Origin of the sequence: Sorangium sp. So ce117 (assembly GCF_051524395.1) — a bacterium.
Lineage (GTDB): Bacteria > Myxococcota_A > Polyangia > Polyangiales > Polyangiaceae > Sorangium > Sorangium cellulosum_B.
In genome coordinates, this window is record NZ_CP150309.1 from 7,042,420 (window position 1) to 7,068,444 (window position 26,025).

Below are 26,025 nucleotides of genomic sequence, written 5' to 3' on the forward strand. Positions count from 1 at the left end.
GATCACGGACCCGCGATGAAGCTGTCCTGGTAGCCCGGGTCCTCCACCGCGAGCGCGGCGGCGGTGGCCGAGAGCGGGCGGATCGTGTCGAGCATGACCGCGAGCTCGCTCGTCTCGCGGGCCCCGAGGCTCGCCTCGTACGCGCCTGGGTGCGGCCCGTGCGGGACGCCGGCCGGATGGTGCGAGATGCTGCCGGGGCCGACGCCGCGGCGCGAGGTGAAGTTGCCGCGGCAGTAGAACAGGAACTCGTCGCAATCGACCGACGCGTGGGGGTACGGGCAGGGGATCGCCTCCGGGTGGAAGTCGGTCGGGCGCGGCACGAAGCTGCAGACGAGGGCGCCGCGCGCGGCGAACGTCCCGTGCCAGTCCGGAGGCAGGTGCACGAGCCCGACGCGCGCCTGGAAGCGCTGGATCGGGAACGCGAACGGGTACACCGCCCCGTCCCAGCCGACGACGTCGAGCGGCGAGCGCTCGAGGGTGAAGCCGTGGAAGGCGCCGCCGCGCTTCACGACGAGCGCGCGGATGCCCTCGTCGAGGGGGCCGACGAACGTGGGCCGCCGGAAATCACGGTGCGAGTACGGCGCGTCCATCCGCAGCTGGCCGACCTCGTTGCGCCACTTGCGCGGGAGGTGGATGTCCGCGCCCTCGATCCAGAGCCACCGCTGGGGCGCGGCGTCCGGGAGGAAGCGGTAGAAGAGCCCCTTCGGGATGACGACGTAGTCGTCCTGCTCGAAGCGGAGATCGCCGAGCATCGTGCGCAGCACGCCGCCCCCGTGGAAGACGAAGAACAGCTCGTCGGCGTCCGCGTTCGCGAAGTACACCGGATCGGCCGCGTCCGGCTGGGCGAGCCCGATCACCACGTCGTCGTTGAAGAGCAGCGGCACGCGGCAGTCGACGGCGGGCCCGCCCCGCCGCGGCAGATCCTGCGACCGGTAGTGCCGCTTCGCCAGCGGGCGCGCCGGCGCGGCGACCGGCAGCGCGAAGCCGTGCGCGGCCTCCGCGAGCCGGTGCTCGTGCGGCCGGCGCTCGTGGTAGGCGATCGTGTAGGGGCCGTCGAAGCCCGCCCGCGTCAGGCACTCCTCGTAGCGGAGCTCCCCCGCCTCGCTCCGCAGGGCGATGTGGTGCTTGGGCGGGACGATCCCGGCGACGACGCGATCGAGCATCAGCCGTGCCCCGCCTTCTGCTGCCGCTCGATGCTCTCGAACAGCGCCCGGAAATTGCCGGCGCCGAAGCCGCGGTCCCCCTTGCGCTGGATGAGCTCGAAGAAGAACGGCCCGGCGTCCGGATCGCGGTGCGTGCCCGACGACTCCTTAAGGAAGATCTGGAGGAGGTACGACCTCGCGCCGTCGCCGTCGACGAGCACCTCGAGCTCGCGCAGCGCCGCCACGTCCTCGTCGATCTGCCCGATGCCGAGCCGCTGCAGGCGCTCGGGCAGCATGTCGTAATAGGCGGCCGGGGTCGGCATGAACTCCACGCCCCGGTCGCGCATCGCGCGCACGGCGGCGAGGATGTCCTCCACGGCGAGCGCCACGTGCTGCACGCCGTCGCCGCGGTGCTCCTCGTTGAAGACGTTGATCTGCGAGCTCTTGAAGTGCGGCCGGTAAGGCTCGTTGTTCGCGAACTTCACGCCCGAGGCCGGGTCCCACATCACGGCCGAGCGCAGGCCCGAGCCGTGATCGGCGTCCTTCGTGACGTCGTTCGTGTGGAACGCGATCTGCCAGAACGGCTCGAGCCCCAGCACGTGCTCCATCCAGAGCAGGGCGGGCGCCATCGTCTGGAAGTTCGAGGTGACGTGATCGAACCGGGTGATCCCGAAGCGGTTCTCGCCGCCGCGCGGCGCGTCGTAGGCCACGCAGCCGGGGAACAGCGCCCGGTAGCCGCGCCGCTCCACGAAGCGGAAGGTGGTGTCGCCGAACGGCGTCGTGATCGAGAACGAGGCGAACGCGCCGCCCTCGTCCGTCGCCCGGTGGATCTCGTCGATCGGCGTGCCCCCGCGGCCGTCGAGCAGGCGGAAGGCGCGGTCGATGTCCTCCACCTCGAAGATGACCGTGCCCACCCCGTCGGGGTGCTTGCGCAGGTAGCGCCACGCCCGCCCGCCCTCGCCGATCGGCTGCGAGCAGACGACGACGCACTCGCCGGCCTGGAAGACGACCGAGCGCTGCGCCGCCGCCGCCGTGAGCTCCGGCGAGCTCGCGGCGATCTCCTGGAAATCGAGCTTCTCCGTGTAGAACCTGCGGCTCCGCTCCAGGTCGCGCACGTAGTAGTGCAGCGCCTCCACCCGCTTGATGCCGATCGACTCCACCTTGGCGCTCATCCGGATACCACCCGCTGCGCGATGCGCCCGAACAGGCTCTCTCCCGCGCGATTCAGCATCTCGATCATGATCGTGTCTCCTGGCTTCATGAAAGGCGTCGTGGCCGCCCCGTCCGAGAGGATCTCGAGCATGCGCTTCTCGGCCAGGCACGACACGCCGCGCGCCGGATCCCGGTTCGAGACGGTGCCGCTGCCGAGGATCGTCCCCGCCGTGAAGCCGCGGGTCCGGGCGATGTGCTCGATGAGCTCGAAGAACGAGAAGTGCATCTCCGGGCCGGCCTCGGGATCACCGATGAGCGCGCCGTTGTAGGTCGAGCGGAGCCGCAGGTGGACGCGCCCGTCGCGGAGCGCGTCCCCGAGCTCGTCGGGCGTGATCGCGAACGGCGAGAACGCTGTGGCGGGCTTGGAGCAGAAGAACCCGAACCCCTTCGCGAGCTCGGCGGGCACGAGGTTGCGCAGCGTCACGTCGTTGGCCAGCAGGAAGAGGCGGATGTGCCGGTGGGCCTCTTCGCGGCGCGTGCCCTGCGGGGTGTCGCCGAGGACGGCGCAGACCTCGGCCTCGAAATCGAGGCCCCAGGCCTCGTCGCGCAGGACGATGTCGTCGGTCGGGCCGAGGAGGACGCCGGAGCCGCCCTGGTACACAAGCGGATCGGTCGTCAGCGTCTCGGGGGGCTCGGCGCCGCGCGCCTTGCGCACGAGCACGATGTGGTGGATGTACGCCGAGCCGTCGACCCACTCGTACGCGCGGGGCAGCGGCGCGGCGAGATCTTCCACGGCGAGCGGGGTCACCGCCGCGTCGCCTCGCTCGATATCGTCGGCGATGCGGCGGAGCGCGGGCTCGGCGCGCTCCCAGTCGTCGAGCGCGGCCTGGAGCGTGGGGAAGGCCTCGCCTGCAGGCGCGTAGGCGAGGCCGTCGCGACGGACGACGACGAGCGTGCCATCGCGGCCGGGGCCGCGGAGAGAGGCGAGCTTCATGCGCGTGCGAGCTCCCCGTGGCGCCCCGGCAGTCGCTTCGTCTCGGCCGGACGAGCAGGAACCCCGTCGCGCCTGCCAGGGCTCGTCCTCGTTTGCGCGCTGTGCACCGAGTAACCGGTTGAACGGATCCGCATGAACACCGGATTGGATGGTTTCACGACGCCCGACGATCTCGCGCGGCGCGCCATGGAGGTGATTGCAACGATTTCGTACCCGATCCCTCCGGCTCGCGGCATAGGCATACGCGCCTATGCCGTGGATCGTGGGCGCGACCCCCCATCGTCCCGGGGATCACTTCTGCAGCTGGACACCGAGGAAGAGCGCGTTGCCCTTCGCCCCCGACAGATCGCTTCTTTGATAGCCGAGCGCGACGCGCGCGGCGTGCCCCTCGATGATGTAGCCCATCTGGGCATCGATGAGCAGATAGGAGTCGGCGTTCTTCGGCTTCGCCTGTTGCAGCCGGACCAGAGGCTGCAACTTCCCGACCCCGACGTTGCTCGGCGTGAGGTAGCTCGCGAGCGCAAAATAGGAATAGTCGAACCTCTCGAAGTCGCCGAAGTACTTGTAGAATGCGCCCTCGAGCGTGATGGTGCCCGCCGCGCCGAGGTTCTTCTCGAACAGCAGGTCGGCGTTGACCTCGCCGTAGGTGTCCTTGCGCGGGATGCCTGGGGGCTCGCCCGCCGCAGGGGGCGGCAGCGATTCGACCGAACCTTCCTTCTGCACCTCACCCGCCACGCCGAGCGCGAGGATGCTCTTCTCCCCGAGGTACGTGGCCTTCTGGTAATAGGCTGGCTCCGGGTCGAGCACGCTCAGGTTGAGCCTCGCCGTGTAAAGCGGGCTCACCGAAGAGTCATGCAGGTTGAAGGCCCCCACGTAATACTTGAACAGGCCGCCCGCCGCCTTGCCCCAAGCGGTCACCCCATCGTTGCGGCCGAAAGGCCCCTGCCTCGGCCCGATCGGCGGCGCATAGGGCTCGAAGAACCCGGGATAGTTCCACGGCCCCATCGACCACGGCCCGGAGAAGGCGGAGCGATCCGACGGCACGATCATTCGACCGATCCAGACGTTCAGCAGATCATGAAACTGGAACTTGGCGATGACGTCACGGATGGTCACGCTGCCCGTGATGTTGCCCCCGGTCGGGGTCGGCCCGAACTGAGCGACGACCGCGCCCTGCAGGCCGATGAATCGGTTGATTTCGCCTGAAAACGACAGATCCAGCTCTCCGTCCCCGAGCAGCCGGTCCATCTTCTCGCGCGCGCCGGGGTTCTGTAGGCGACCTCCGACGCGGGCCCAGGCCGCGACGCTGACCGGCTTCTTCCATGGCTCCTTCTCCGCCGGCGGCGCCGTCGCAGCTGCACCAGGCCCGGCAGCGCTCTCGGGCGCCGGCGCGCCGGCATGGGCTTCCGCAGGCGGCGCTGGCGCCGCGCTCGCGTCTGCAGCGGGGGCCGCGATCGTCGGAGTTTCGCCCGCGGGCGCCGGCGGCGCCTCGGGCGGCGGTTGTGCCCGTGCCGAGCGATGGAAGGAAGTGATGCCGAGGATGACGGCCAAGAACCCTGCGCCGACATCGCCCCGGCGTCTCGCCGCTCTCGTCTGTGTGCTCATGCGTTCTCCGTGTCAGGCCATCCGAGGCCTTGAAGCTCTCAGCCGCGCTCGCGCCCCCTAGCCAATCTCGTACACCGTGAGCCGCACCCGGTCGGCGAGCCGCTCGCCCACGGACAGGGCGAGCACGGCGTTCAGCCGCAGGAGCCCCGACGCCGAGGTGCGCATGCGGATGGCGGTGCGGAAGTAGTAGAGCCCGGGGTCCACGGCCTCGCCGCGCCCGAGCGCCGCCAGCACCTCCGGCGGCCCGGCGCGGACGCCTTCGGAGAGGATCTCCACTGTCCCATGGCCGGCGATGTCGAGGATGTAGTGGGCGGAGATGTCCATCCGCCCGTCGGCCCAGATCGTCTGCCAGTCGCCGCCCGGCAGCACCCGCCCCTCGAGGCCGCCGGCCACCGTGCCGCCGACAATCGGGATGAAGCGCCGGCCGGGCGAGCTCGGATTGATGGTGACCGGCGGGTCCACCGCCACCTCGAGCGTCATCAACGGGATGAGGGGAGGGCTCACGCGCGGGGCTCCGAGGCGCGCTTCAGCCCGGTCAGCACCTTGTAGCGGGCGGCGATGGCCTCGAGCTCGCCGGGGGCGAAGACGTCCTCGATACGGTCGAATCCGTCGGGCGCGCGGTCCTGGGCCATCTGCATGCACTGCTCCGGACCGTTGCCGCGATTGGCCGCGACGATGGCGGCGGTGGCGGGCAGGCGCTGCGCCTCGTACGCGGCCAGCGCTTCCACGGGATCGGCGTGGGCGGCGAGCGCGCGGACCAGGGCGCGGGCGTCCAGGATGGCCTGGCTCGCCCCGTTGGAGCCGATGGGATACATCGGATGGGCGGCGTCCCCCAGCAGCGTCATGCGCCCATGGCTCCAGCGCGGCAGCGGATCGCGGTCGACCAGCGGGAACTCGTAGATCGCCTCGGCGTTCCGGATCAGGCCGGGCACATCCAGCCAGTCGAAGCGCCAGGCCTCGAACCTGGGCAGGAAGTCGGCGGGATCGCCCCGCCGGTTCCAGTCCTCCCGTCGCAGGCTCTCGGCGACGGTGAGCTCGGCGATCCAGTTGATCGTCTGGCGGCCGTCCGGCCCCGGTGGGGAGATGGGATAAGCGACGAACTTCTGGTCCTGATGCCCGGCCATGATCATGCTGGCGCCGGTGAGGAAGGGCGCCGCCAGGCTGGTCGCCCGCCACAGGATGCGACCGCCGTAGACCGGCGGCCCCTCGTCCGGATAGAGGCCGGCGCGCGCCGCCGAATGGATGCCGTCGGCGCAGATCAGGAGATCGGCTGGAACCGTCCTGACCACGCCCTCGCGGTCGACGAAGCGCGCCGCGATGCGGCCATCGGCCTCTTCGTGGGCCAGGAGGCGCCGGTCGCAGATCACCCGGTCTGTGCCCAGCCGCTCGACGGCGGCGTCGAACAGCACGCCTTGCAGGGCGCCGCGGTGCAGGGAGATCTGCGGCGCGGCGTGACCCGCGAAGCGGCCGCGCGGCTCGCCCCAGATGCGCTGGCCGAAGCGGTTGAAATAGACAAGCTCGCGGGTCGCCACCCCGTGGGCCATCAAGGCCTCGACGAGGCCCAGCTCGTCCAGCACCTCGGCGGCGTGGGGCAGGAGGTTGATGCCGACCCCGAGCGGCAGGATGGTGGGCACGGCCTCGAAGACCGTCACCTCATGACCCGAGGCGTGTAACGCCAGAGCTGCGGCCAGGCCGCCGATCCCGGCGCCCGCGACGATTACCTGCATGAGTCCTCCCGCAGACATGCGGCTCGACGCCGCACCTCGTTGAAGCCGCCGCCGAGCGGGCGAAGCGCGCGACGAACAGCGCCGCCAGCGCCTGCAGCAGCCAGTCCTCTCGAACGATCCAGCGGGCGGCGACCCCCGGGACAGCGCAGGCCGAAGGCCCCGCCGCCCGGATGGCGCCCGGCGCGGTGCCGGGCGCGGATCGCCTCCGCCCTTTGCTCAATCAGCGGCATGACGTCCACGAATGGTCATCACCGCCGCGGCCACGCCGGCCGACAGGACCACTGGCACCATGGCCATGGCCACGCCGGCGGGGCCCCAGCCCTGCCCCAGCAGGTGGCCCGCCACCAGCGGCCCGCCGATGGAACCCAGCCGGCCGGCGGCGATGGAGGCCCCTGTGGCCAGCCCGCGCGCCCGCGCCGGGTAGTAGAGCGGGATGACGCCATAGAGCGAATATTGCGCGCCCAGCAGGAAGAAACCGGCCAGGCCTGCCAGCACCAGCACCGGAAGCAGGCTGTTGGCCCCCGCCAGCCCGAACAGCGACAGGGCCAGGGCGGGATAGGCCGCGATGATCGGGAGGCGCGGCCCGAGCCGGTCCACCAGCATGCCGATGACCCAGCAGCCGATGACGCTCCCGACATTGAAGGCGAAGGCGGCGCCAGCACCCCCGACTCCGCCCAGGCCCTTGGCGGCGACCAGCGACGGCAGCCAGTTCAGCAGCAGATACAGCACCAGCAGCGTCAGGCCGAAGGTGAACCAGGCCAGCAGCGTGACCAGCAGCCGGCCATCGCCGAACAGCGCCTCCCCCCCGCCCGGCCGCTGGGCGCCGCTGGCCGCTGCGGTGCGGCTGTCGGGCATCAGCCGCGCCATGACCGGCAGCAGCAGCAGCGGCAGCACGCCGCCGGCCACGAAGATGCTCTGCCAGCCGAACCGCGCCAGGAAGCCGGCCGCGAACAGCGCCGCCAGCGCGCCGCCGGCCGGCATACCGCTGAACATCAACGTGGTGGTGCGGGTCCGCCGGTCGGCCGGCGCGATCTCCAGGGCGATGGCCACCAGGGTGGGCATCGCCGCCCCCAGCCCTGTCCCGGCCAGGAGCCGGTAGAGGCCCAGCGACACCGGCCCTCCCGCCACCACGGTGGCCAGCGTGAACAGGCCGAAAACGCCGACGGCCAGCATCAGCAGCGGCTTCCGGCCCATGCGGTCGGCCATCCAGCCGCCGGCCAGCGCGCCGCAGACCAGCCCGACCATGCCGGCCCCGAACACGACGCCCGCCTGCCCTGGCGTCAGGCCGAGGGCGGGGATCAGCAGGGGTGCAGCCACGCCGACGGCCTGGATGTCGAACCCTTCCAGCAGCGCGATCAAGAAGCACAGCGACAGCGTGACGGCGCCGCGCGGCGCGTGAGGGGGCGATGCGCCCATGGGGAAACCTCCCGTTTCGTTCCCGTTGCCCGGGATGGTTGCAGCCGGCGGCAGCCGAACCGATGCGGTGTTTGAACGTAGCTGGTGGAGCGTGACGGACCCGGTGATGCAACGACTTCGTACCCGAGCCCTCCGGCTCGAGGCATAGGCATACCCGCCTATGCCTCGAGGCGAGCCGTTCTCAGGCGACAGGATTTTTGCTGCCGCGATGGGGGTCGGGGCGGAGGCGGGCGCGGAGGCTGCCGGATCGCTGACACGCCCCCTCGTCGAGAGCGCAGAGCGGTGCTCTCTGGATCCACTCTCGCTCTCGCGCCGACTCGCGGCCAACGTCCCATTGCGGCCGACAGCCCTCCTGGTGAGGACAACAGCACGAGTGACCTGACGAGCTCAGCGACGAGGAAAGGAATGGAGGGATGAATCACACAGTGTGTGGGTGCATGGGCGGGCAATGCCAGGATGGCAACCCGGTGCGCCGCGGCGCGCGGTGGTCCAGGAGGCGCGGCGCCGGCAGCGGCCGTCTTCCGGCGGTTCACGGGACCGCGCCCGGGCTGAGCTCGACCAGCGGCTCCGCTGCCTGTCGATGCGTCATGAGGTCACCGAGGCTGACACCCTGAGGAGCTCTTGCTCTACGCTCCTCCCGATGCCTAGCGACGCTCCTGCTGATCTCTGCTCGCTCGCCTTCACCTGCAGCGTCGACCCGCTGCTCTTGCTCGATGGAAGCGGTCGGATCCTGGCGCTGAACCCCGCCGCCGAGCGCCTCTCCTCCACGCCCGGGGCGACGGCCCTGGGAAGGCCCGTCGATGAGGTCCTGCGGCCCGATGCGCCCCTCGGCGCGCTGCTCGAGCAGGTGCTCCGCGATCGCGCCCCGCGCGCCCTGCCGCCCGACTTCACCCTCCACCTCGCGAACGAGCGCGCCGTCCTCGCCGAAGGCAGCCTCAGCCCGCTCGTCGACCCTGCGGGCGCGTGCGCCGCCGTGCTCCTCGCGCTGCGCGACGTGACCGAGCAACGCCGGGCCGAGCGGGCGGCGTGCGATCAAGGAGCGCGCCTGCGCGCGGCCGTCGAGGCGCTCGACGTCGGCTTCGTCATCTACGATACCGAGGAGCGGCTCCGCTTCTTCAACACGGCTTACAAATCGCTCTACCCCGAATGTGCCGCCGCCATTCAGCTGGGCAATACGTTCGAAGAGGTCGTCCGCGAGGGCTGCCGGAAGGGGATCCACCTCCACAGCGGCCTCGGCGAAGAGGAGTGGGTCGCCGCTCGCCTCGCGGAGCATCGCCGCCCCGGGGACGTCTTCGTGCGGCGGTTCGGGGACCGCTGGATCACCCTCAAGAGCGGGCGCCTCCCCGACGGCAGCTTCGTCGGCCTGCGGATCGACACCACCTCGCTCAAGGAGGCAGAGCTCGCCCTCGAGCGCGAGCGGCAGTTCATCCGCCTCGTGCTCGACACCATCCCGATCGTCGTCACGGTCAAGGATCGGGACGGCAAGATGAAGCTCGTCAGCAGGAGCTACGCCGAGCTGTACAACACCACGGTGGAGGGCGCGGTTGGAAAGACCGTTGACGATCTGCCGCGCTCCAACGCCGAGCTCTCCGTCATCGGCGAGATGGACCGGGAGGTGCTCGCGCGCATGCAGCCGGTCTCGCGGGTTCACCCCGTCACGCGCCCGAACAGCAAGACGCGGTGGATGTCCGTCGTCAAGGTGCCTCTCGTCGAGCAGGACGGCACGGCGCACATCCTCGCCATTGGAACGGACATCACGGCGCAGCGGGAGCACGAGGAGCACATGACCGCCACCATCGCCGAGCTCGAGCGGCAGAAGCACGCCATCGCCGGTCAGCTCGCGGTCATCCAGCGCCAGCAGGCGCTCATCCGCGCGCTGTCCACGCCCATCCTCCAGGTCGCCGAGGGCGTGCTCGCCGTGCCCCTCATCGGCGCGCTCGACGACGCCCGCGCGGCCGACGTCACCGGCAAGCTCCTCGACGAGGTCGTGCGCACAGGCGCTCGCTTCGCCATCATCGACGTCACCGGCATCGAGAGCGTCGACGCCGCGACGGCCGATCACCTCGTCCGTATCGTCCGCGCGATCCGCCTGCTCGGCGCGAGCGGCGTCCTCACCGGCATCGGGCCCGCCGTCGCCCAATCCATGTGTGGCATCGGGGTCGACCTCTCGGGCGTCACCACACACGGCAACCTCCGCGCCGGCATCGAGGTCTGCCTCCGCGCGCTGTCAGGTCGGCGCTGAGCGATGCCGGCGTCTCCCGTCCTCCGCCTGGGCGACGTGGAAAGGAGCGTGTCTGCGGCCGCCGCGTCCTCTACTGCAAGAAGATGGTGATCGAGCCGCTATAGGCGCTCGTGCCGCTCGGGAACTTGCCGGAGGTGTTGCGCGGTTGATCGCGGCAGTTCGAGTAGCTCCCATCGCCTTGCGGCTTGTCGCACGCGTCGCGGCAGCTGCCGACGGCCGTGACGACGCAGTCGTCCAGCGATGACCCGCACACCCGCTGGATCGAGGTCTGGTCGGGTGATAGGCAAGAATACCCCCCTTGTCCATCTTATTTCCAGATGAGCCCCCATGGAACCGACTCGCTGGACGAACTACGTATCCGGGCAGAATTGGAATCTGTACCACGGTGCGGCTGAGTCACGCATCGCGAACGGTCCACCGAGCCGTCCCAGACAGCGTGGGACTCCTCCTGCCCCTGAACGGCGCGACGCTCGGCGAGCGCTGGTTCACGGCGGCACGAGCACCGCTGCCCCGGACATGCGGCCGTTCCGCAGATCGTCGAGCGCCTCGTTGGCCGCAGCCAGCGGATAGACGTTCACCTCCGTCCGCACCGGCACCCGCGGCGCGAGCGCGAGGAACTCCTCGCCGTCGCGGCGCGTCAGGTTCGCCACCGACCGCAGCACGAGGTTCTCCCGTCCTGCGCGGCAATACACGCACACACCGCAGGTCCAGCCGAGCCAGGGCACGCCGACGCGTGCGCCCCTCGCGAACCGCGGCCCGTTGCCGGGCGCTCGCGCCTCCTCGAGGACCTCGCCCACGATCTGGTGCCCGGGCACGAGCGGCAGCCTGGCGTCCGGCAGCTCGCCGTCGACCACGTGCAGATCGGTGCGGCACACGGCGCAGGCGCGCACGCGGAGCAGCACCCCTCTCGCGGATGGTCTCGAGCATGTCCAGCCTGGCTGCCTCGTTTCGATAGCAATGCACGCCGAGCCTCGCCCCTCGGACCGGCAGCGGCGCTCCGGAGGAGCCCCGCCAGCCGTGCCCTCCCTCGCGATCGAGGATACCCGCGGTCCCGCCGATAGCAGTTGACACTGCGCGTGTGAGCGTTCACAATCTGCGCCAGCGGGTATCCTTTCGCTTCCCCGCTGAAGGGGTCGCCACGCGCGCCGAGACCTCGATGTCCCGATCGACGTCGGCATCGATTCGCTCGGTCGTCGCGGAAGCGAGTGACGGTGAGCTCAACCAAATTGTCCGCGGCTGGAATCGCAGTCCTGGCCAGTGGCAACCTTTGTACAGCAGCGATTACAGCTGCGGTTCATGTGTTGATATAGCATCGCTTTGTCGGAAATATCTCCCTCTCGCCGCCCCTGACGCGCGGCGCTGTCATGTTGAAGTCCGGGCCCGCTGAGAGGGCCATCCATGCCGCACTCTCGAGAGGTTGATCCAGGGACGGGGGAGATGTTCCATGCGGATTGCAACTCCTCTCGAAGGGAGCTCCGATGCTACCGGCGGCGAGGTGCAGCCCGTGACCGCGCGCGCGGCGGTCGCTCCGTCGACGCCTCCGCCCGCCGACGCGGTCTCCGCGGCCGGCGTGCAGGCCACGCCGCTCGACTTCGCCGAGGTGTACGAGGAGCTCTTTCCCTTGGTCTTTCGGACCGTGCGCCGCCTCGTCGCGGACGTCTCCGCGCACGAGGACGTTTGTCAGGAGGTGTTCGCCGTCGTGCACCGGCGGCTCCCGGAGTTCCGGGGACGCTCGTCGCTGAAGACGTGGGTTTTCGGGATCGTGGTCAACGTCGTGCAGGCGCACCGGAGGTCGCAGCGCCGCCAGAGCCCGGCCCACCGCGGGACAGGAGAGATCGTGGATCCCGAGCAGCTCGCGGGGCCGAGCGACCTCAGCCCCTACGAGGTCATGAAGAGGGCGGAGGCCGCGCGCGTGGTGCACGACCTCCTGGCGTCGCTCGACGAGGAGAAGCGCGTGGTGCTCCTCCTCGCCGAGCTAGAAGAGCTTCCGGCGTCGGAGATCGCGGAGGGGATCGGGGTGAACATCAACACCGTGTATGCGCGGCTGAGGGCCGCTCGACAGGCGTTCTCCGACGCGGTGCATCGCCACCACGCCAAGATTCGAGGAGGCCGCCATGGATGAGCCGGGGCTGGCGAGCAGGCGCTCGCCCGGCGCCGCTCGCCGCCAACCCTGGATTCATACGACCCACCGCGATCTTCACCGCCATGCCCGCACCAGGTCGATTTGATCACAAAAAACGTGCGGTCCGGTCACAAGACAGAACTGCCGATTCCACACGCAGGAGCCGACGATGACATTCAGACTGGACCGAGTGTTCGCGAGTCCATGGATCGCTGCCGGGGGATGCCTCCTGAGCATCTCGTGCACCGGCGCCCTCGGGGACGATGACTCTTCGGAGGAGACTCCGGAGCAGACCCCGGACCAGGGTGCCGCCATCGCTGTAGACAGGATGCCTCTCCACCACATGACAGCGTCGGAGTACAACTCCACCGTCGCCCACCTCCTGGGAACGAGCCTGCGGCCCGCGGACGGATTCCCGGCCTTCGGCGCGAAGGGCTTCGACGCAAACGTAAATGCGCTCTCGAACCTCTCGCAGGTCCTGGTCCAGGGGTATTACGACGCCGCCAGGACGCTCGCCGAGGACGCGTTCTCGGACGAGGCGCAGCGCGCCAAGATCCTCGTGTGCGACCCGGCAGAGGGCGCGGACGACGCGTGCGCGCGCCAGATCATCGAGCGCTTCGGGCTGCGCGCCTTCCGGCGCCCGCTCGAGGCGGCGGAGGTCGACCGGTACGCGGCGCAGTACGACGACGCGCGGACCACCCTCGAGATGTCCCCCGTCGAGGCGGTGCAGCACGTCGTCCGGACCGTGCTCACGTCGCCGCATTTCATCCTCCGGATCGAGCTGGGCCCCGACTCGGCGAGATCGCCGGGCGCCCTCAACGGCTACGAGGTCGCGTCGCGCCTCTCGTACCTGCTCTGGAGCTCGCTCCCGGACGACGAGCTCTTCGACGCGGCGGAGGACGATCAGCTGGCCACCGCGGGCGAGCTCGAGCAGCAGGTGGACCGCATGCTGGCCGACCCGAAGAGCGCCGCCTTCTTCCAGAACTTCTACGGGCAGTGGCTCGGGACCCGCACGCTCCCCAGCCACAACGCCGACACGAGCCAGTTCCCGAACTGGGACGATGAGCTGAAGGGCGCGATGCTCGACCAGGTCAACGAGTACTTCGCCGGCTTCACGACCGGCGGGCGGCCGTGGTCCGAGTTCCTCACGGCGCCCCACCCGGAGAGCCGGCTGATCGAGCCGCTCTATGCGAACGACCCCGAGGGCGTGCGCGAGGGGTTCCTGACGCTCCCAGCGTTCCTTACGCTGTCGTCCCGCGCCGACCGGACCTCTCCCACGTCCCGCGCGAAGACGATCCTCGAGCAGCTCTTCTGCGCGCCCATGGTGCCGCCCGCCAACGTGGATATCCCGGAGCTCGGCGCCGCGGACGGGGAGGAGGGCGGCGTCACCAACGTGCGCAAGGAGCTCGAGAAGCACCGCGCGTCGCCCGACTGCGCGGGCTGCCACGACGTGCTCGACCCGATCGGGCTGAGCCTGGAGAACTTCGACCCGATCGGCGCCTACCGGACCCAGTACCCGAACGGCGACCCGATCGACGCGACGGGGGTGTACGAGGGCGCGGCGTTCGAGGACATCTCCGGCCTCGTGCCGGCGCTCGTGGAGGCCGCCCGGTCGGGGGCCTGCCCCTCCGAGCAGCTCTTCAGCTATGCCCTGCGCCGGCGCCCGAGCGCCGGGGACAGGACCAGGATCAAGGAGATCGCCGCGCGCTGGGGCAGCGGCACGATCGGGGATCTGGCGAAGCAGGTGGTGACCAGCGAGGCGTTCCGCCTTCGAGCGAAGGACAAGGCGCGGTGAGGCCGCACGCGTTGTTTCTGCACAAGACGAAGCACGAAGGAGCGATGCGCACATGAAACGCTTGATGACACGCAGAAATCTGTTGCGCGGCGCGGGCGTCTGCCTGGCGCTGCCGTTCCTCGAGAGCCTCGCGCCGCGCAGCGCGCGCGGCGGGGAGCCCGGCACCCCGAAGCGCTTCGTGCTCTGCACCTTCCCGAACGGGGCGCCCCATCACTGGTGGGAGACGGCGCCGGCGTTCGGAAAGACGCTGAAGGGCGCCGATTTCAAGCTGCCGAGGGTGCTCGAGCACTTCGCGCCGGTGAAGTCGAAGATGCTCATGATCAGCCGCCTCGGCAACTACACGTGGAGCACGGAGAAGCACCCCTACATCGAGCCTTCCCACTCGCGCCTCGGCGCGGCGCTCTCGACCTGCGTGGACGCCGATCAGCTGGGGAGGGACGCGCGCCAGGACCTCGGCGAGTGGGTGGGTAACGGCGTCTCGGTCGACCAGCTCATCGTCCAGAAGGCAGGCGCGGAGCAGGCGACCCGCATCTCGTCGCTGCAGACGGGGCTCGGCGTCAAGCCCGGCTTCTTCGACCAGCGCAGCTACGCCTACAACCAGGTCCTCTCCTGGAAGAGCCCGCGCGAGCCGCTGAAGCGCTCGGTCAACCCGAAGGCGGTGTTCGACGCGCTCGTCGGCGCGGGCGCGACGGGGTCCATGCCAGGGCAGAGCGACGAGGAGGCGAGGATCGAGGCGGAGCGCCGCGCGGCGATGGAGAAGAGCGTCATCGACGGCGTGCTTGCGGACGCGAACTCGCTCATGAACCGGGTCGGCTCCGACGATCGCAAGATCGTCCAGCAATACCTGGACTCGCTGCGCGAGATCGAGAAGAACGCGACCCGCGTCCAGTCGACGATGACCCCGCAGACGGGCCTCGGCTGCAGCCCGATCAGCCAGCCCGGCGTGGTCCCCGAGCCGCCGGGCCAGGCGGAGGGGCTCAACGAGAACGACAACACGGGAGCCGGCCCGTACAAGCACGAAGATCACGCGAAGGTCATGATCGACCTCATCGTCATGGCCATTCAATGCGACGTGACGCGCGTGATCACCCACATGCACGACGACATGCGCTCCGAGTTCGAGTATCGGTGCATCCCGGAGGACGTCCGCGCCAAGGTGGGACTCGCGTACAGGAGAGAGGCCAGCCTGCACTACCACTCCTCCCAGCACGCCGCCGGCAACCTGGACCGCGCGACCCAGAACGGCCAGTACAAGATCCTCGCGCAGAGCAACCTCGACTACGCGGCGATCAACTGCTGGCTCAACCAGAAGAGCGCGCAGCTCGCGCAGCGGCTCGACGCGATCCCCGAGGGCGACGGCACGGTGCTCGATCACTGCGTCATGGTGCACATGAGCGAGATGCGCTCGCACGACCACGACGGGTACGACCTGCCCATCGTGCTCCTCGGCGGCGACGGCGTCTTCTTGAACGACGCGCACGTCGCCTACGACGCCCTCGGCAACGATCGCCAGCTCCGCGATCTGTGGTTCACCATCATGAACCAGTACTACGGCCTGGGCGTCTCGTCGTTCGGCGAGGATCGCCGGGGCGTGCAGAACGCGCTCCTCGAGGAGATCCTGCGGTAGCGCGGTGACCGGCGCGAGCGGGCTCTCCGGGGCTCTCGGGACAGACCGCCGCGCTCGCTCCTACGGCCCATAACCAGGCAGCAGCTGAGCCCGCGCCGACGCAGCGACCCGCGCCTCGAGGAAGGCCGGAAAGAGCCCGGCGAGCCGCAAGAGAAGCCGATAGACGGGGCTCCCCGCGAATTGCCGGGGCGCCCGATCGACGGCGCGGAGCAGCTCCTTCGCCGTATACTCGACAGGCAAGCTCACCACGCCGTCGAAGCGGGTGCCGCGGCCGCACGCCGTGTCGGTGTGGGGCGCCACGAACACGACGACCTTGACGCCGAAGCGGCCCACCTCGCCTCGGAGCGCATGCGACCACGCGCCGAGCGCCGCCTTCGTCGCCGAATAATTGGCCGCCGTCGGCGAAGCGATGACCCCGAGCAACGACGAGACGTTCACGATGACGCCCGAGCGGCGCGCCAGCATCGACGGCAGCAGCGCGCGCGTCACCCGCGCCGGACCCCAGTAATTGAGGTCCATCTCGGCGCGTCGCGTGCTCATGTCCTGCGCCATGAAATCCGTCTGGTCGCAGGAACCTGCGTTGTTGATCACGACGTCGCACGGCCCCGCCTCGAGGAGCCGCGCGATCCCGCGCTCGACGCTCCCGTCGTCCGTGACATCCATCGGGACGACCTCGGCCCGCCCGCCCGCGCCAGCGATCTCGCGGGCGAGCGACCTCAACGCGTGCTCGTCGCGCGCGGCGAGCACCACCGTGTGTCCCTGCTTGCCGAGCGCGAGCGCGGCCGCACGTCCGATGCCGCGCGACGCGCCGGTGACCAGGATTCGTTTGGAAGTGCTCAGTGTGCCCATGGTGTCCCTACCATCCTCTCCAAGGTGGACCGGGCCGTCCGGTCACCAAACACCGTACGGCGGGCAGGACTTGCGCCGCATCTCCAGGGCTGCGGATGAGTTCTCCTGGCTTGCTGTGGGCTCATCGCGGAGACTCAGCAAGGACGACGACGGTGTTGTGTAGGCAAGCCGACGACCGCGACGAGGACGTCCTGCCTGGCTTTCCAGTAGATCGAGGACCATTCTCTCGCTTATAGTTCATCGCGCCTCGGGGACACGGCGGCTCGCAGGAACACGTCTTGTGATGCTGTGCGCCGCGCAGGGGCGAGCGTGCGAGAACAAGCCAGCATGAGGGGAGCGCCATGAGCATGGATGGCCGACTCGATCCGAGCGACGCCTCGGCGCTGCGGGAGCGCGTCGTCCGCCTGGAGCAGGAGCTGGCCCAGCGCGAGCGCGAGCTGGCCGAGCACAGGCGGGAGATCCAGGCGCTGCACGAGCGCGTGGCGCAGCTCCTCACGATCGAGGCGGCGCAGAAGCGGCTCGCCGCCGTGGCGGAGAACAGCTCGGATTTCATCGGCATCGCCTCGATGGACGGCGTCGCCCAGTACCTCAACGAGGCGGGGATGCAGCTCGTCGGCCTCGAGGCGAGCGAGCTGCCGCACGTGACGATTGGCAGCTTCTTCTTCCCCGACGACCTCCCTTACATCGAGCAGCACATCATGCCCGCGACGATGGAGCACGGCCGCTGGGTCGGGGAGTTCAGGTTCCGGCACTTCAAGACCGGGGCTGCGGTTCCGGTCCTTTACAACTCCTTCCTGATCAGGGACCCGGAGACAGGCGAGCCCATGGCGCTGGCCACCGTGACGGCGGACCTCACCGAGCGCAAGCGCGCCGAGGAAGAGCGCGTCCGCCTGAAGGACGAGGTGATCCGGGTCCAGGCCGCTACCCTCCGCGAGCTGTCGACCCCCCTGCTCCGCATCAGCGATCGAGCCGTCATCATGCCGCTCATCGGCGCGATGGACTCGAGCCGCGCCGCGGCGGTCCTCGAGCGGCTGCTCCAGGGCGTCAGCGCCGAGCAGTCCAAGGTGGTGATCCTCGACATCACGGGCGTATCGAACGTGGACTCACAGGTCGCCGACGCGCTCCTCCGGACGGCGAAGGCCGTACGCCTGCTCGGCGCGCAGATGGTCCTCACCGGCATCCGGCCGGAGGTCGCGCAGATCCTCGTGGCGCTCGGCGTCGATCTCGGCAGCATCGTCACGATGGGCTCGCTCCAGAGCGGCATCGCGTTTGCGATGAGCCAGCCGCGCTGAGCTCGGCGCGCCCGCCTCCGCTGAGCCCGGTGGCAACACGGCCAGGACCCTCGCGGCGTCGCGTGCGACCCAGCACGCCATCCCGCGCCGCGGGTGACGAATTCTGAAAGGTGAGCAGGGGCTGGATCAACTCCGGGCGCATGAAGACCTGGGCGCCATGCCCGCCAGGCCGGGCGAGCATCTCTTGGCTGTCACTTTTTGCTCTGGGCGCGGCCGCGTGGGCCTGTTCCGGGACACCGCACGACGGCTCCGGGAGCGGCGGAGCTCCCTCGACGGAGCCTGCTGGCGCGGGCGGAGCGACGCCGGGCGGAGAGGCATCGGGCAGCGACGCCGCCTCCGGGGTGACGACGGGAGCTGGAGGGGCCGGCGGCGCGCCGAGCCCGGGCGCGGGCGGCGGCGCACCGAGCGCGGGTGTGGGCGGCGGCGCCGGGACGGGCGGGTCGGGCGCCGTCGAGCTCGGGGCCTTCCCCGGCGCAGAGGGATTCGGGCGGATGGCCACCGGCGCGCGCGGCGGCGACGTCTACCATGTCACCAACCTGAACGATGCGGGGCCCGGCTCCCTGCGGGATGCCATCAGCCAGCCGAATCGCACTGTGGTCTTCGACGTCGGCGGCGTCATCAAGCTCGACTCCCGCCTGGTGTTCAAGAATAACCAGACGATCGCCGGGCAAACCGCGCCGGGCGGCGGCATCACCCTCTACGGGAACGGCACGTCCTTCTCCGGGGCGTCGAACACGATCGTTCGCTACGTGCGGTTTCGCATGGGCAAGATCGGCGACTCGGGCAAGGACACCATCACCATGGCCAACGGGCATGACGTGATCTGGGACCATTGCTCGCTGAGCTGGGGGCGCGACGGCACCTTCGATCTGAACCGGGAGAGCGGGGCGGAGCTCTACAACATCACGCTTCAAGATTCGATCGTCGCACAGGGGCTCCAGACGCACAGCACGGGCGGCATCGTCAACACGACCGGCACGTCGATCATCCGGTCCTTGTACATCGACAACAATTCCCGTAACCCCAAGGCCCGCGGGACGCTGCAATTCGTCAACAACGTCGTCTACAACTGGGTCACCTCGGGGTACATCCTGGGCGACACGAGCGGGCGCTCGGACGGGATGATGGTCGGCAACACCCTGATCCCCGGCCCGGAGACGAACGGCGGCACCCTGGATAGCCCCACGCCAGAGTACCACCTCTATGCCGTCGACAACTGGTACGACAGCAACAAGGACGGTGTCCTGAACGGCCGCCTGCTCGGCCAGGGGGACTTCGGCTCGGTGACCTGGGAGGCGGCGCCGAGCGTCGAGGTTCCCGACGTGCCCGCGATGAGCGCGAAGGACGCCTTCGACCACGTGATGAAGCACGCCGGGGCGTCTCTCTGGCGTGACCCGGTCGACGACTTCTTGATGGAAGAGCTCGCGTCCCTCGGCTCCAAGGGCGCCACGATCAGCGACGAGAAGAGCCTCGGCCTCCCCAACACCGTTGGAGACATCCCGGGGGGCTCTGCGCCCGCGGACACGGATCAGGACGGCATGCCCGATGCGTGGGAGGTCTCCGCCTCGCTCGATCCTCATGACCCGGAGGATCGCAATGGCGACCGCAACGGCGACGGCTGGACGAACCTCGAGGAGTACATCAACTCCCTCGTCCCGTGACGCCTCGAGGACGCGCGCGCGCCTCGCCATGCTCCCTCAGAACGAGACCCCCAGGCTGAGCGTGCCCAGGGCTTGAGCGATGAGCGGAGCGGTGCGCTCCTCATCGACGGCGATGATGGGGCGCGGCAGGAGCGTGAGACAGGTGAGCTCGAGGCCGAGGCCCACGCTCGGATGAAAGAAGTACTGGACGCTCAGCCCCGCGTCCGCGGCGAAGCTGAAGAACTCCTGGCTGCGCCCCACGAGCGGCGGCTCGACATGGCCGGTGGCCTGGAGGTGGTAGGCGCCGACGCCAAGGAGCGGCCCCCATTCCCAGTGAAGACCGGCAGCCGTTTGCCCGAGGTTCCAGCTGGCCCGGAGGAGCGCGAGCTCCTGGCGCACCTGGGCGGCGCCGCCTGCTGCACGGAACTCGGCGCCAAAGAGGGGACCGCCGAGGAGCAGGCCGAGACGGAAGCGCTCGTCGAGGCGGGTGTGCGCCCCGATCTGCGCGCCGACGCCGCCGCCCACCGGAGGCGTGAAGAGGACGAGCCCGCCCGTGCGCACGTGGAAGCGGGGCGGCTCCCGGGAGAAGCGCAGCACCTCGGGGGCGGGCGGCTGGGCCTCGACGCCGAGCACATCCCGCGCGGGAGCCTGGCCCGGGCCCAGCTCGAGGAGGCTTGCGCGCAGCAGATCGACGGCGCGCACGGCGAGGAGCATCGGGCCATCGCTGGAGGGATCGATGAGGAGCTTTCGCGTGGTCGTCTTGCCGGTCACGCGATCCACGATGCACACCTCGGCGGCCGTGCCGCTTCCGTCGCGCCGCAGCGCAACGGCCGCAAAGGCCTCGCTCTCCTGCGCCTCTCGCTCGAGCTCCTCGGCCCCGGGCGATCGCGCGGCGCTCCCGAGCACGATGACCTCGAAGGACTGCAGCTCCAGCTCGGCGGAGAGCCGCCCGAAGGCCTCGAAGAGCGTGGCGTCGCGCGGATCCGGTCGGACGACGAGCACGCGCTGCGCCCACGCCAGTCGCGGGCAGACGAGCAGCAGGAGCAGGACGAGGAGCGTTCGCGCCCGCCGGACCATGGATCAGGGCTGAGCGGCGAGCTGTCGAGCCGTCTTGGCGTGGACCCCGCTCGGATAGAGGCGCAGGTACTCTTGCGCCACCACGCGCGCGGCGGCCGGTCCTTCGAGGCTCTGGACCGTGCGCATCTTTCCCGCGAGCGCTTCGGCGGCAAAGGCGCCGCCCGGCGCCTCGCGAAGGGCCGTCTCGTACCAGGTCCTGGCGCGCGCGGCGGCGCCGCGGCTCTCGTGAAGGCGCCCGAGCAAGAAGGCCGCGCGGCTCCCCGCGGTCGAGGCGTAGCGCGCGCGGAGGGCGAGCAGGGCCTGCTCGGCGAGCTCGCTCTGCCCCACGTAGCGAGCGGCGTCGGCCAGGGCGTTCAGATCGGCGGCATCACAGGAGGTGAGACAGCTCTGCGTGCCCCGCGCCGCGGCCTCCTGGACGACGCGCCGGAACTCGCCCTGGGAAACGAGCTTGCTCCAGGGCGGTCTGGCGCTCGGCGGGGCGACCAGGGGCGCCGGGGTTTCAGCGGAGCTCGGCGCCGGGGGAGCAGCGGGCTCCGGCGGCGGTGCAGCGACCTCGGCGAGCTGTCCCTGCGCCGCGGGAGGCGCGGGCTCGGGGCCTTGCGCCGCCGTGTCGGGGGCCTGAGTCGCCGTGTCGGGGGCCTGAGCCGTCGTGTCGCTGACGTGCAGGGTCCTCGCCTGAGCGTCCCCCACGAAGCGCTGCCCCGCGCGCACGCTCACGGCGCCGGAGCCGGAGTAGCCCTCCACCTCGACCGCCCCCTCGCGCAGGATCACCTCGAGCCGCTCGCGGTCAGCGTCCCAGAGGAGCTCGAAGCGCGTGCCCACCACACGGACCACGAAGGGACCCGCGACGAAGCGCCACTCGCTGTGCCCGGTGTGCGTGACCTCGGCTTCGACCCGGCCGCGTTCGACCGAGATGCGGGCGCCGCGCTCGTTCCTGGTCTCGTCGATACGGAGCCGCGCCCCCGCCGCGGCCCGGATCCGCGTCTGATCGGAGAAGGTGATGGCGGCCGGGTGATCGACGGGTACGCGCACGTAGCCGCTCTCGTTCACCGCGCCCTCGACGACGTAATCGAGACCTCGCTCCGTTCGCCAGAAGAAGAAAACGGCCATCAGCACGCTCGCGGCGAGGGCGAGCGGAGCCACCCAGCGGACGACCACCCGCGCCTTGCTCGAGCGCGCCTGCGCCTCGTCGACGCGGCGCAGGAAGGCGGCGCGCGCCTCGCGGCGCTCCGGCTCGCTCAGCTGAGCGGCTCTCTGCAGGAGGGCCGCGACGGGATCGAGCTGTCGTTCGGGTTCGCTCATGGCCAAAGTCCTTCACACCGGGACAGGAACTCCTGGAGGGCTGGCTCGCGCGCCTTGAGCAAGAACGCGCGCGCGCTCTCGAGCTCACGGCGCACCGTCGACTCGGACACGCCGAGCGCCGCGGCCGTCTCGAGCATCTCGAGGCCTTGCACGTGGCGCAGCACGAAGGCCATGCGCCGGCGCGTGCTCAGCCTGTCGAGCACACGGTGGAGGGCGCTCAGCACCTCGCGATGCTCGAAGTCGACGCGCTCGAGGGCGCGCTCGGGGAGCTCTCCGCTCGGGGAAAGACCCACCCAGCGGCGTATCTTGCGCTTCCTGATCTCGAGCGCTGCCTGCCGCGCCGCCATGGACGCAAGATAGCCACGGAGGGCCCCCCCGTCCTGGATGCGTGCGGCCCCCTGCATCAGGCCCAGGAAGACCTCCTGGACCAGATCTTCAAGGCTCGTATCGGGACCGAGGGCGCCATACAGCACACCTCGCACGAGACCCGAGTACCTGTCCCAGATGACGGCGAGGGCCTCCCGCTCTCCAGCGGCGGCGCCAGCGACCAAGCTCGCGTCCGACCGCCTGTCGGCGGGGAAGCGGGCCAAGGTGGGTCCGGGCGGCGGGGCGGAGCGCGTGGGTTGAGCCACTCTCTCCTAGTTACTTGGGGGCATCCCGAGCCTCCAGAAAAATTCGCCCGCCGCCAGGACGCTGGATCGGAGCAGGCGACTCGGAGCATTTCGGTTGCGCTCTCGGGCGTCGCCCCGCAGCTTTGCCCTGTTCGCCATGCGCCTCTCCTGCCGCACCCGGCTCCTCCGAGTCGCCGCGCTCTCGGCCCTGGCCTGGGGGCTCTCCTGTGAGGATCAGCTCCTCCAGACGGCCACCCGACCTCCGGGGAACGCGGGTGTCGGCGGCAGCTCTCCTACCCTCTCGGAGCTCGACTGCGACGGCGAGCCGCCCGCAGCGGAGCTCCCTCCGGGGGCCGCCTTCGGAGAGGGAGAGGAGCTCGCGAGTTCGCCGCTCGTCAGCGCGAGCTACGGGGCGCTCGAGGGCCCCGGTCTCTCGATCACGGCGCGCGATACCTTCCGCGTCCACGTCAACGGGGATCTCATCGCCGCGAGCGAGTCGGCGCGCGCTCCGATCTTCGTGCCCCTCTCCTTGCTGCCGGGAGAGAACGTGATCGCCGTGAGCGTTCACGCCGCAGCGGGGACCCCCGCGGCGCTCGTCCACCTCGACGAGCTCGAGCGCAGCCATGGGAGCGGCAGCGACTGGAAGCTGAGCACCGCGCCGGAAGGAGACTGGACCGCGCCCGGCTACGACGACAGCGGCTGGACGGCGGCGCGCGAGCTGGGGAGCGCTGGAGATCTGCCGGGCTGCGATCCCGAGGCGGCCTTCCCCGCGAGCACGGAGGCTCGCTGGATCGGGCCCGCGCCGGGGACGCGGGGGCCTATCGCCCTCCGCAAGGTGATACGGGTCGAGGCGATCGGCTTTGGCGAGGGCACCACGGGGGGCGCGGGGGCGACGCCCGTGCTTGTCTCGAGCTGGACCGAGCTCGAGACGCTCGCCCGCTCGGACGAGCCGGCCGTGATCTTGCTCGCCGAAGGCCTCCACGACTTCCGCCGCACAGGCTCGGAGGTCCAGGACATCGAGGTCTGTCCCAGCACCTGCTCGGGGGAGCCCGAGAAGACGTTCTATGAGGTCCTCACCGGGGATGCGACCTGCGAGCGTCCGCTCGTCGGGGCGACGCGGAACCATCGCGTCCTCCAGTTCGGTTCCAACAAGACCCTCGTCGGGCTCGGGCGCGGCGCGGCGCTGCCGGGCGTGAACATGGATCTCAACCAGAGCGAGAACGTGATCATCCGCAACCTCGCCCTCTACGATCTGAACTCGAACGTGCACGAAGCGGGCGATGCGTTCACGCTGACGCAAGCCTCCAGGGTCTGGATCGATCACACGACCGTCCAGCGGATCAGCGACGCATTCGCCGACGTCCACGCGGGCACGAGCGGGGTCACCTTCTCCTACGGCCACTTCGACGGCAGCAACGAGGCCGAGTGCGGCGGCCGCGAGCGCTGGGCCTGCACGATCACCGACGCCGAGGTGACGATGCACCACTGTCGCTTCGATGAAGTGAGGACGCGCGCCCCCCTCGCCACCGGATCCCGAGCGCGCGCCCACCTCTTCAACAATGTGTTCTCGAACATCTCGGACTGGGCGGTCGGCGCCGCCTGTGAGGGGCAGGTGCTGCTCGAGGCGAGCGTGTTCGAGAACGCCGACGCGGCGACGCGGCGCTCGGACTGCAGCGACGCGACGGGCCGGGGGCTCCTCCTCGCCGCCCCTGGCTCGAACCTCTACCGCGACGAGAGCAGCGTTCACCTGGGCGGAGACGGGGAGCCAGCGGATGACGTCTTCACGCCCCCCTACGACTACGCGCCCGAGCGGGCGAGCGACGCGTTGCTTCAGGTGATCTCTCGCGCCGGCGCCGGAGGGCCCTGGGCGCTGCCGCTCGCACGCGAGTAGTCGGCGTGCAGGCGGGAGAAAAACCCGACAGAGGATCGAGCGTGATCTGCGCCAGGCCAGGACAGCGAAGCCGCCGGCCCGCAGGTGGACACCGGTGGGGTCGTGTCTCCTGGAGCGCGGAGCCGATGAAGGGCCCGCGGGGGCAGCTCGAGGCGCCGGGTTGCGGTAAGGTCGTGGGCCGGGCGCAGGCACGGCGGCGCTCGCGGTTGAGCCCGCCCTGTCGCCCCGGCAAGAACACCCCCATGGCCGATTTGAACGATCCCGCGCGCCTCGCCGAGCTGCACCACGTGCTGCTGCGCGACGACGCGGACGCCATCCTGGACGCCTGCGTCGAGCGGGCGGCCGAGCTCGCCCGGGCGCCGATGGCGCTCGTGAGCCTGGTGGTCCGACACATCCAGCTGTTCCGCGCGCACCGCGGCCTGCCGCCCGACCTGGGCGTCAGCTGCGCGACCTCACGGAGCAGCTCGTTCTGCCAGCTCGTCGTGCGCCACGAGGCGCCGCTCGTGGTCGAGGACGCCGTGCACGACGAGCGCGTGCCCAAGGAGCTGGTGGAGCGTTATGGCATCCGCGCGTACGCGGGTGTGCCGGTGCGGGTGCGCCGGCATGTGGTCGGTTCGCTCTGCGTGATCGACCTCGTCCCGCGCACCTTCGAGCCGGGCGTCGTCGAGGGCCTCCATCGGCTCGCCGCCGAGGCCGGCGCGCGGCTCGAGGCGCTGGAGAGCGACACGCCGCCGCCGAGCCGCACCGCGAGGGAGCGCCTCGCCCGGTTCGGGCAGACCGCGCGTGCGCTGGAGCGCGCGCTCATGGCCATCGCTCCGGTGCTCGCCGAGGCGCAGCGCGCGGCGGCGACGCTGCCGGAGGCGCCGCAGCTCGCGCCGAGCCCGGACGATCTTCGCGCGGCGGTCGACTGCTACCGGGACATGTTCGCGATCGCGGCCGAGCTGGCCGACGAGGCCATGGCCCTCTCGCGCTCCGCTCCGGCCGAGGCGGCGTCCGAGCTCGCCCAGGCGACGCGGTCCCTCACGCGGGACATGGTCGAGATAAGCCCGCTCGTCCGGCTCGCCGAGAGCGTGCTCGGGGGTACGCTCGACGAGGGCGCCGCCGCGAGGGCAGCGCACGTCGTGCGGGACGCGTTCGCGGCGCACGAGACCGCGATCACCGCGGTGCACCGGATCATCACCACCGTCGAGCGCGCGCGGACAGCGGAGGCGCTGTGAAAGGCCGAGCGTACCAGCTGCTCCGCTCCTGTCTCGGCGACAAGGACCCTCCGAACGCGCGCGACGCGTTCATCTATGCGCGGGTCATCATGCGCGCGCGCGTCGTGCCCGAGGAGATCACGCCGGCGCTCGACGACCCCGCCGTCGAGCGCCGACTGGAGAGCGCGCTGCAAGACATCGTCCGCCGCGCGTAGGGAGGTGCCCTCGGCCCCTCGCGCCGTCAGGCTCCGAGAGAGACGCCCACGGGTGGAGTGAAGGGTGATCCCGCGCGGGATCGCGCGGATCGCGAATCGCGCGGGTCGCGCGGATCGCACGTGCTGGCGT

Annotated in this window: 22 protein-coding genes; 9 read left to right on the forward strand and 13 right to left on the reverse strand. The window is 70.6% G+C overall.

What is annotated here, in order from left to right; all coding sequences use genetic code 11:
• Window positions 1–2: 2 nt before the first annotated feature.
• The 7 genes from WMF46_RS26355 to WMF46_RS26385 form a co-directional block, all read right to left on the reverse strand.
• Complete coding sequence (locus WMF46_RS26355; RefSeq protein ID WP_437979725.1) at window positions 3–1,163, reverse strand: homogentisate 1,2-dioxygenase; 1,161 nt, start codon at window positions 1,161–1,163, stop codon at window positions 3–5.
• Complete coding sequence (locus WMF46_RS26360) at window positions 1,163–2,314, reverse strand: 4-hydroxyphenylpyruvate dioxygenase family protein (RefSeq protein WP_437979726.1); 1,152 nt, start codon at window positions 2,312–2,314, stop codon at window positions 1,163–1,165. The genes WMF46_RS26355 and WMF46_RS26360 overlap by 1 nt, the downstream gene beginning before the upstream one ends.
• Entirely contained in the window at window positions 2,311–3,288 is a 978-nt protein-coding gene (locus WMF46_RS26365; protein WP_437979727.1) for a fumarylacetoacetate hydrolase family protein, read from the reverse strand. The genes WMF46_RS26360 and WMF46_RS26365 overlap by 4 nt, the downstream gene beginning before the upstream one ends.
• A 291-nt stretch (window positions 3,289–3,579) precedes the next feature.
• Window positions 3,580–4,893, reverse strand: coding sequence for a hypothetical protein (locus WMF46_RS26370; protein WP_437979728.1), 1,314 nt, complete (start codon window positions 4,891–4,893; stop codon window positions 3,580–3,582).
• Between the two features lie 57 nt (window positions 4,894–4,950).
• Window positions 4,951–5,397, reverse strand: a complete 447-nt coding sequence (locus tag WMF46_RS26375; RefSeq protein ID WP_437979729.1) for a DUF3237 domain-containing protein — start codon at window positions 5,395–5,397, stop codon at window positions 4,951–4,953.
• On the reverse strand, window positions 5,394–6,620 hold the full coding sequence (locus WMF46_RS26380) for a flavin-dependent oxidoreductase (RefSeq protein WP_437979730.1): 1,227 nt from the start codon (window positions 6,618–6,620) through the stop codon (window positions 5,394–5,396). Before WMF46_RS26380 ends, WMF46_RS26375 begins: the two co-directional genes overlap by 4 nt.
• Before the next feature lie 216 nt (window positions 6,621–6,836).
• Complete coding sequence (locus WMF46_RS26385) at window positions 6,837–8,036, reverse strand: MFS transporter (protein ID WP_437979731.1); 1,200 nt, start codon at window positions 8,034–8,036, stop codon at window positions 6,837–6,839.
• A 640-nt stretch (window positions 8,037–8,676) separates the two neighbouring features.
• Here WMF46_RS26385 and WMF46_RS26390 point away from each other — a divergent pair.
• Window positions 8,677–10,278 carry a PAS domain-containing protein gene (locus WMF46_RS26390; RefSeq protein ID WP_437979732.1) on the forward strand — a complete coding sequence of 534 codons (1,602 nt, stop codon included), beginning with the start codon at window positions 8,677–8,679 and terminating at the stop codon, window positions 10,276–10,278.
• A 70-nt stretch (window positions 10,279–10,348) separates the two neighbouring features.
• Here the strand turns inward: WMF46_RS26390 and WMF46_RS26395 are convergent, their stop codons facing one another.
• Together WMF46_RS26395 and WMF46_RS26400 are read right to left on the reverse strand one after the other, a co-directional pair.
• Window positions 10,349–10,531 (reverse strand): hypothetical protein, encoded by a 183-nt coding sequence (locus WMF46_RS26395; RefSeq protein WP_437979733.1) that lies wholly within the window; start codon window positions 10,529–10,531, stop codon window positions 10,349–10,351.
• A gap of 232 nt (window positions 10,532–10,763) precedes the next feature.
• Window positions 10,764–11,237, reverse strand: a complete 474-nt coding sequence (locus WMF46_RS26400; protein ID WP_437987938.1) for an alcohol dehydrogenase catalytic domain-containing protein — start codon at window positions 11,235–11,237, stop codon at window positions 10,764–10,766.
• Window positions 11,238–11,722: 485 nt separating this feature from the next.
• Here WMF46_RS26400 and WMF46_RS26405 point away from each other — a divergent pair, with 485 nt between their 5' ends.
• The 3 genes from WMF46_RS26405 to WMF46_RS26415 all read left to right on the forward strand — a co-directional run bounded on the left by WMF46_RS26405 (window position 11,723) and on the right by WMF46_RS26415 (window position 15,822).
• Entirely contained in the window at window positions 11,723–12,400 is a 678-nt protein-coding gene (locus WMF46_RS26405) for an RNA polymerase sigma factor (protein ID WP_437979734.1), read from the forward strand.
• A gap of 343 nt (window positions 12,401–12,743) precedes the next feature.
• Window positions 12,744–14,195 carry a DUF1592 domain-containing protein gene (locus WMF46_RS26410; protein ID WP_437979735.1) on the forward strand — a complete coding sequence of 484 codons (1,452 nt, stop codon included), beginning with the start codon at window positions 12,744–12,746 and terminating at the stop codon, window positions 14,193–14,195.
• 64 nt (window positions 14,196–14,259) lie between these two features.
• Window positions 14,260–15,822, forward strand: a complete 1,563-nt coding sequence (locus WMF46_RS26415; RefSeq protein WP_437979736.1) for a DUF1552 domain-containing protein — start codon at window positions 14,260–14,262, stop codon at window positions 15,820–15,822.
• A gap of 60 nt (window positions 15,823–15,882) precedes the next feature.
• On the opposite strand, the gene WMF46_RS26420 is transcribed toward WMF46_RS26415, so the two are convergent.
• Window positions 15,883–16,671, reverse strand: coding sequence for an SDR family NAD(P)-dependent oxidoreductase (locus WMF46_RS26420; protein WP_437979737.1), 789 nt, complete (start codon window positions 16,669–16,671; stop codon window positions 15,883–15,885).
• 341 nt (window positions 16,672–17,012) lie between these two features.
• Between WMF46_RS26420 and WMF46_RS26425 the strand changes: the two genes are divergently transcribed.
• The gene (locus WMF46_RS26425; RefSeq protein ID WP_437979738.1) at window positions 17,013–17,963 is read left to right on the forward strand and encodes an STAS domain-containing protein; all 951 of its coding nucleotides are present in this window, start codon (window positions 17,013–17,015) and stop codon (window positions 17,961–17,963) included.
• A 341-nt stretch (window positions 17,964–18,304) separates the two neighbouring features.
• Window positions 18,305–19,624, forward strand: a complete 1,320-nt coding sequence (locus tag WMF46_RS26430) for a pectate lyase (RefSeq protein WP_437979739.1) — start codon at window positions 18,305–18,307, stop codon at window positions 19,622–19,624.
• A gap of 36 nt (window positions 19,625–19,660) precedes the next feature.
• On the opposite strand, the gene WMF46_RS26435 is transcribed toward WMF46_RS26430, so the two are convergent.
• From WMF46_RS26435 to WMF46_RS26445, 3 genes are read right to left on the reverse strand one after another with little or no spacing between them, the layout of a single operon-like run.
• The gene (locus tag WMF46_RS26435; protein ID WP_437979740.1) at window positions 19,661–20,680 is read right to left on the reverse strand and encodes a hypothetical protein; all 1,020 of its coding nucleotides are present in this window, start codon (window positions 20,678–20,680) and stop codon (window positions 19,661–19,663) included.
• 3 nt (window positions 20,681–20,683) lie between these two features.
• Window positions 20,684–21,982, reverse strand: a complete 1,299-nt coding sequence (locus tag WMF46_RS26440; RefSeq protein WP_437979741.1) for a FecR domain-containing protein — start codon at window positions 21,980–21,982, stop codon at window positions 20,684–20,686.
• Window positions 21,979–22,614, reverse strand: coding sequence for an RNA polymerase sigma factor (locus WMF46_RS26445; protein WP_437902312.1), 636 nt, complete (start codon window positions 22,612–22,614; stop codon window positions 21,979–21,981). The genes WMF46_RS26440 and WMF46_RS26445 overlap by 4 nt, the downstream gene beginning before the upstream one ends.
• Before the next feature lie 136 nt (window positions 22,615–22,750).
• Here WMF46_RS26445 and WMF46_RS26450 point away from each other — a divergent pair, with 136 nt between their 5' ends.
• The 3 genes from WMF46_RS26450 to WMF46_RS26460 all read left to right on the forward strand — a co-directional run bounded on the left by WMF46_RS26450 (window position 22,751) and on the right by WMF46_RS26460 (window position 25,895).
• Entirely contained in the window at window positions 22,751–24,484 is a 1,734-nt protein-coding gene (locus WMF46_RS26450; protein WP_437979742.1) for a pectate lyase family protein, read from the forward strand.
• A gap of 242 nt (window positions 24,485–24,726) precedes the next feature.
• Window positions 24,727–25,701 (forward strand): GAF domain-containing protein, encoded by a 975-nt coding sequence (locus WMF46_RS26455; protein ID WP_437979743.1) that lies wholly within the window; start codon window positions 24,727–24,729, stop codon window positions 25,699–25,701.
• A complete protein-coding gene (locus tag WMF46_RS26460) occupies window positions 25,698–25,895 on the forward strand; it encodes a hypothetical protein (protein WP_437541247.1) in 198 nt (65 codons plus the stop codon). The genes WMF46_RS26455 and WMF46_RS26460 overlap by 4 nt, the downstream gene beginning before the upstream one ends.
• Window positions 25,896–26,025 lie beyond the last annotated feature (130 nt).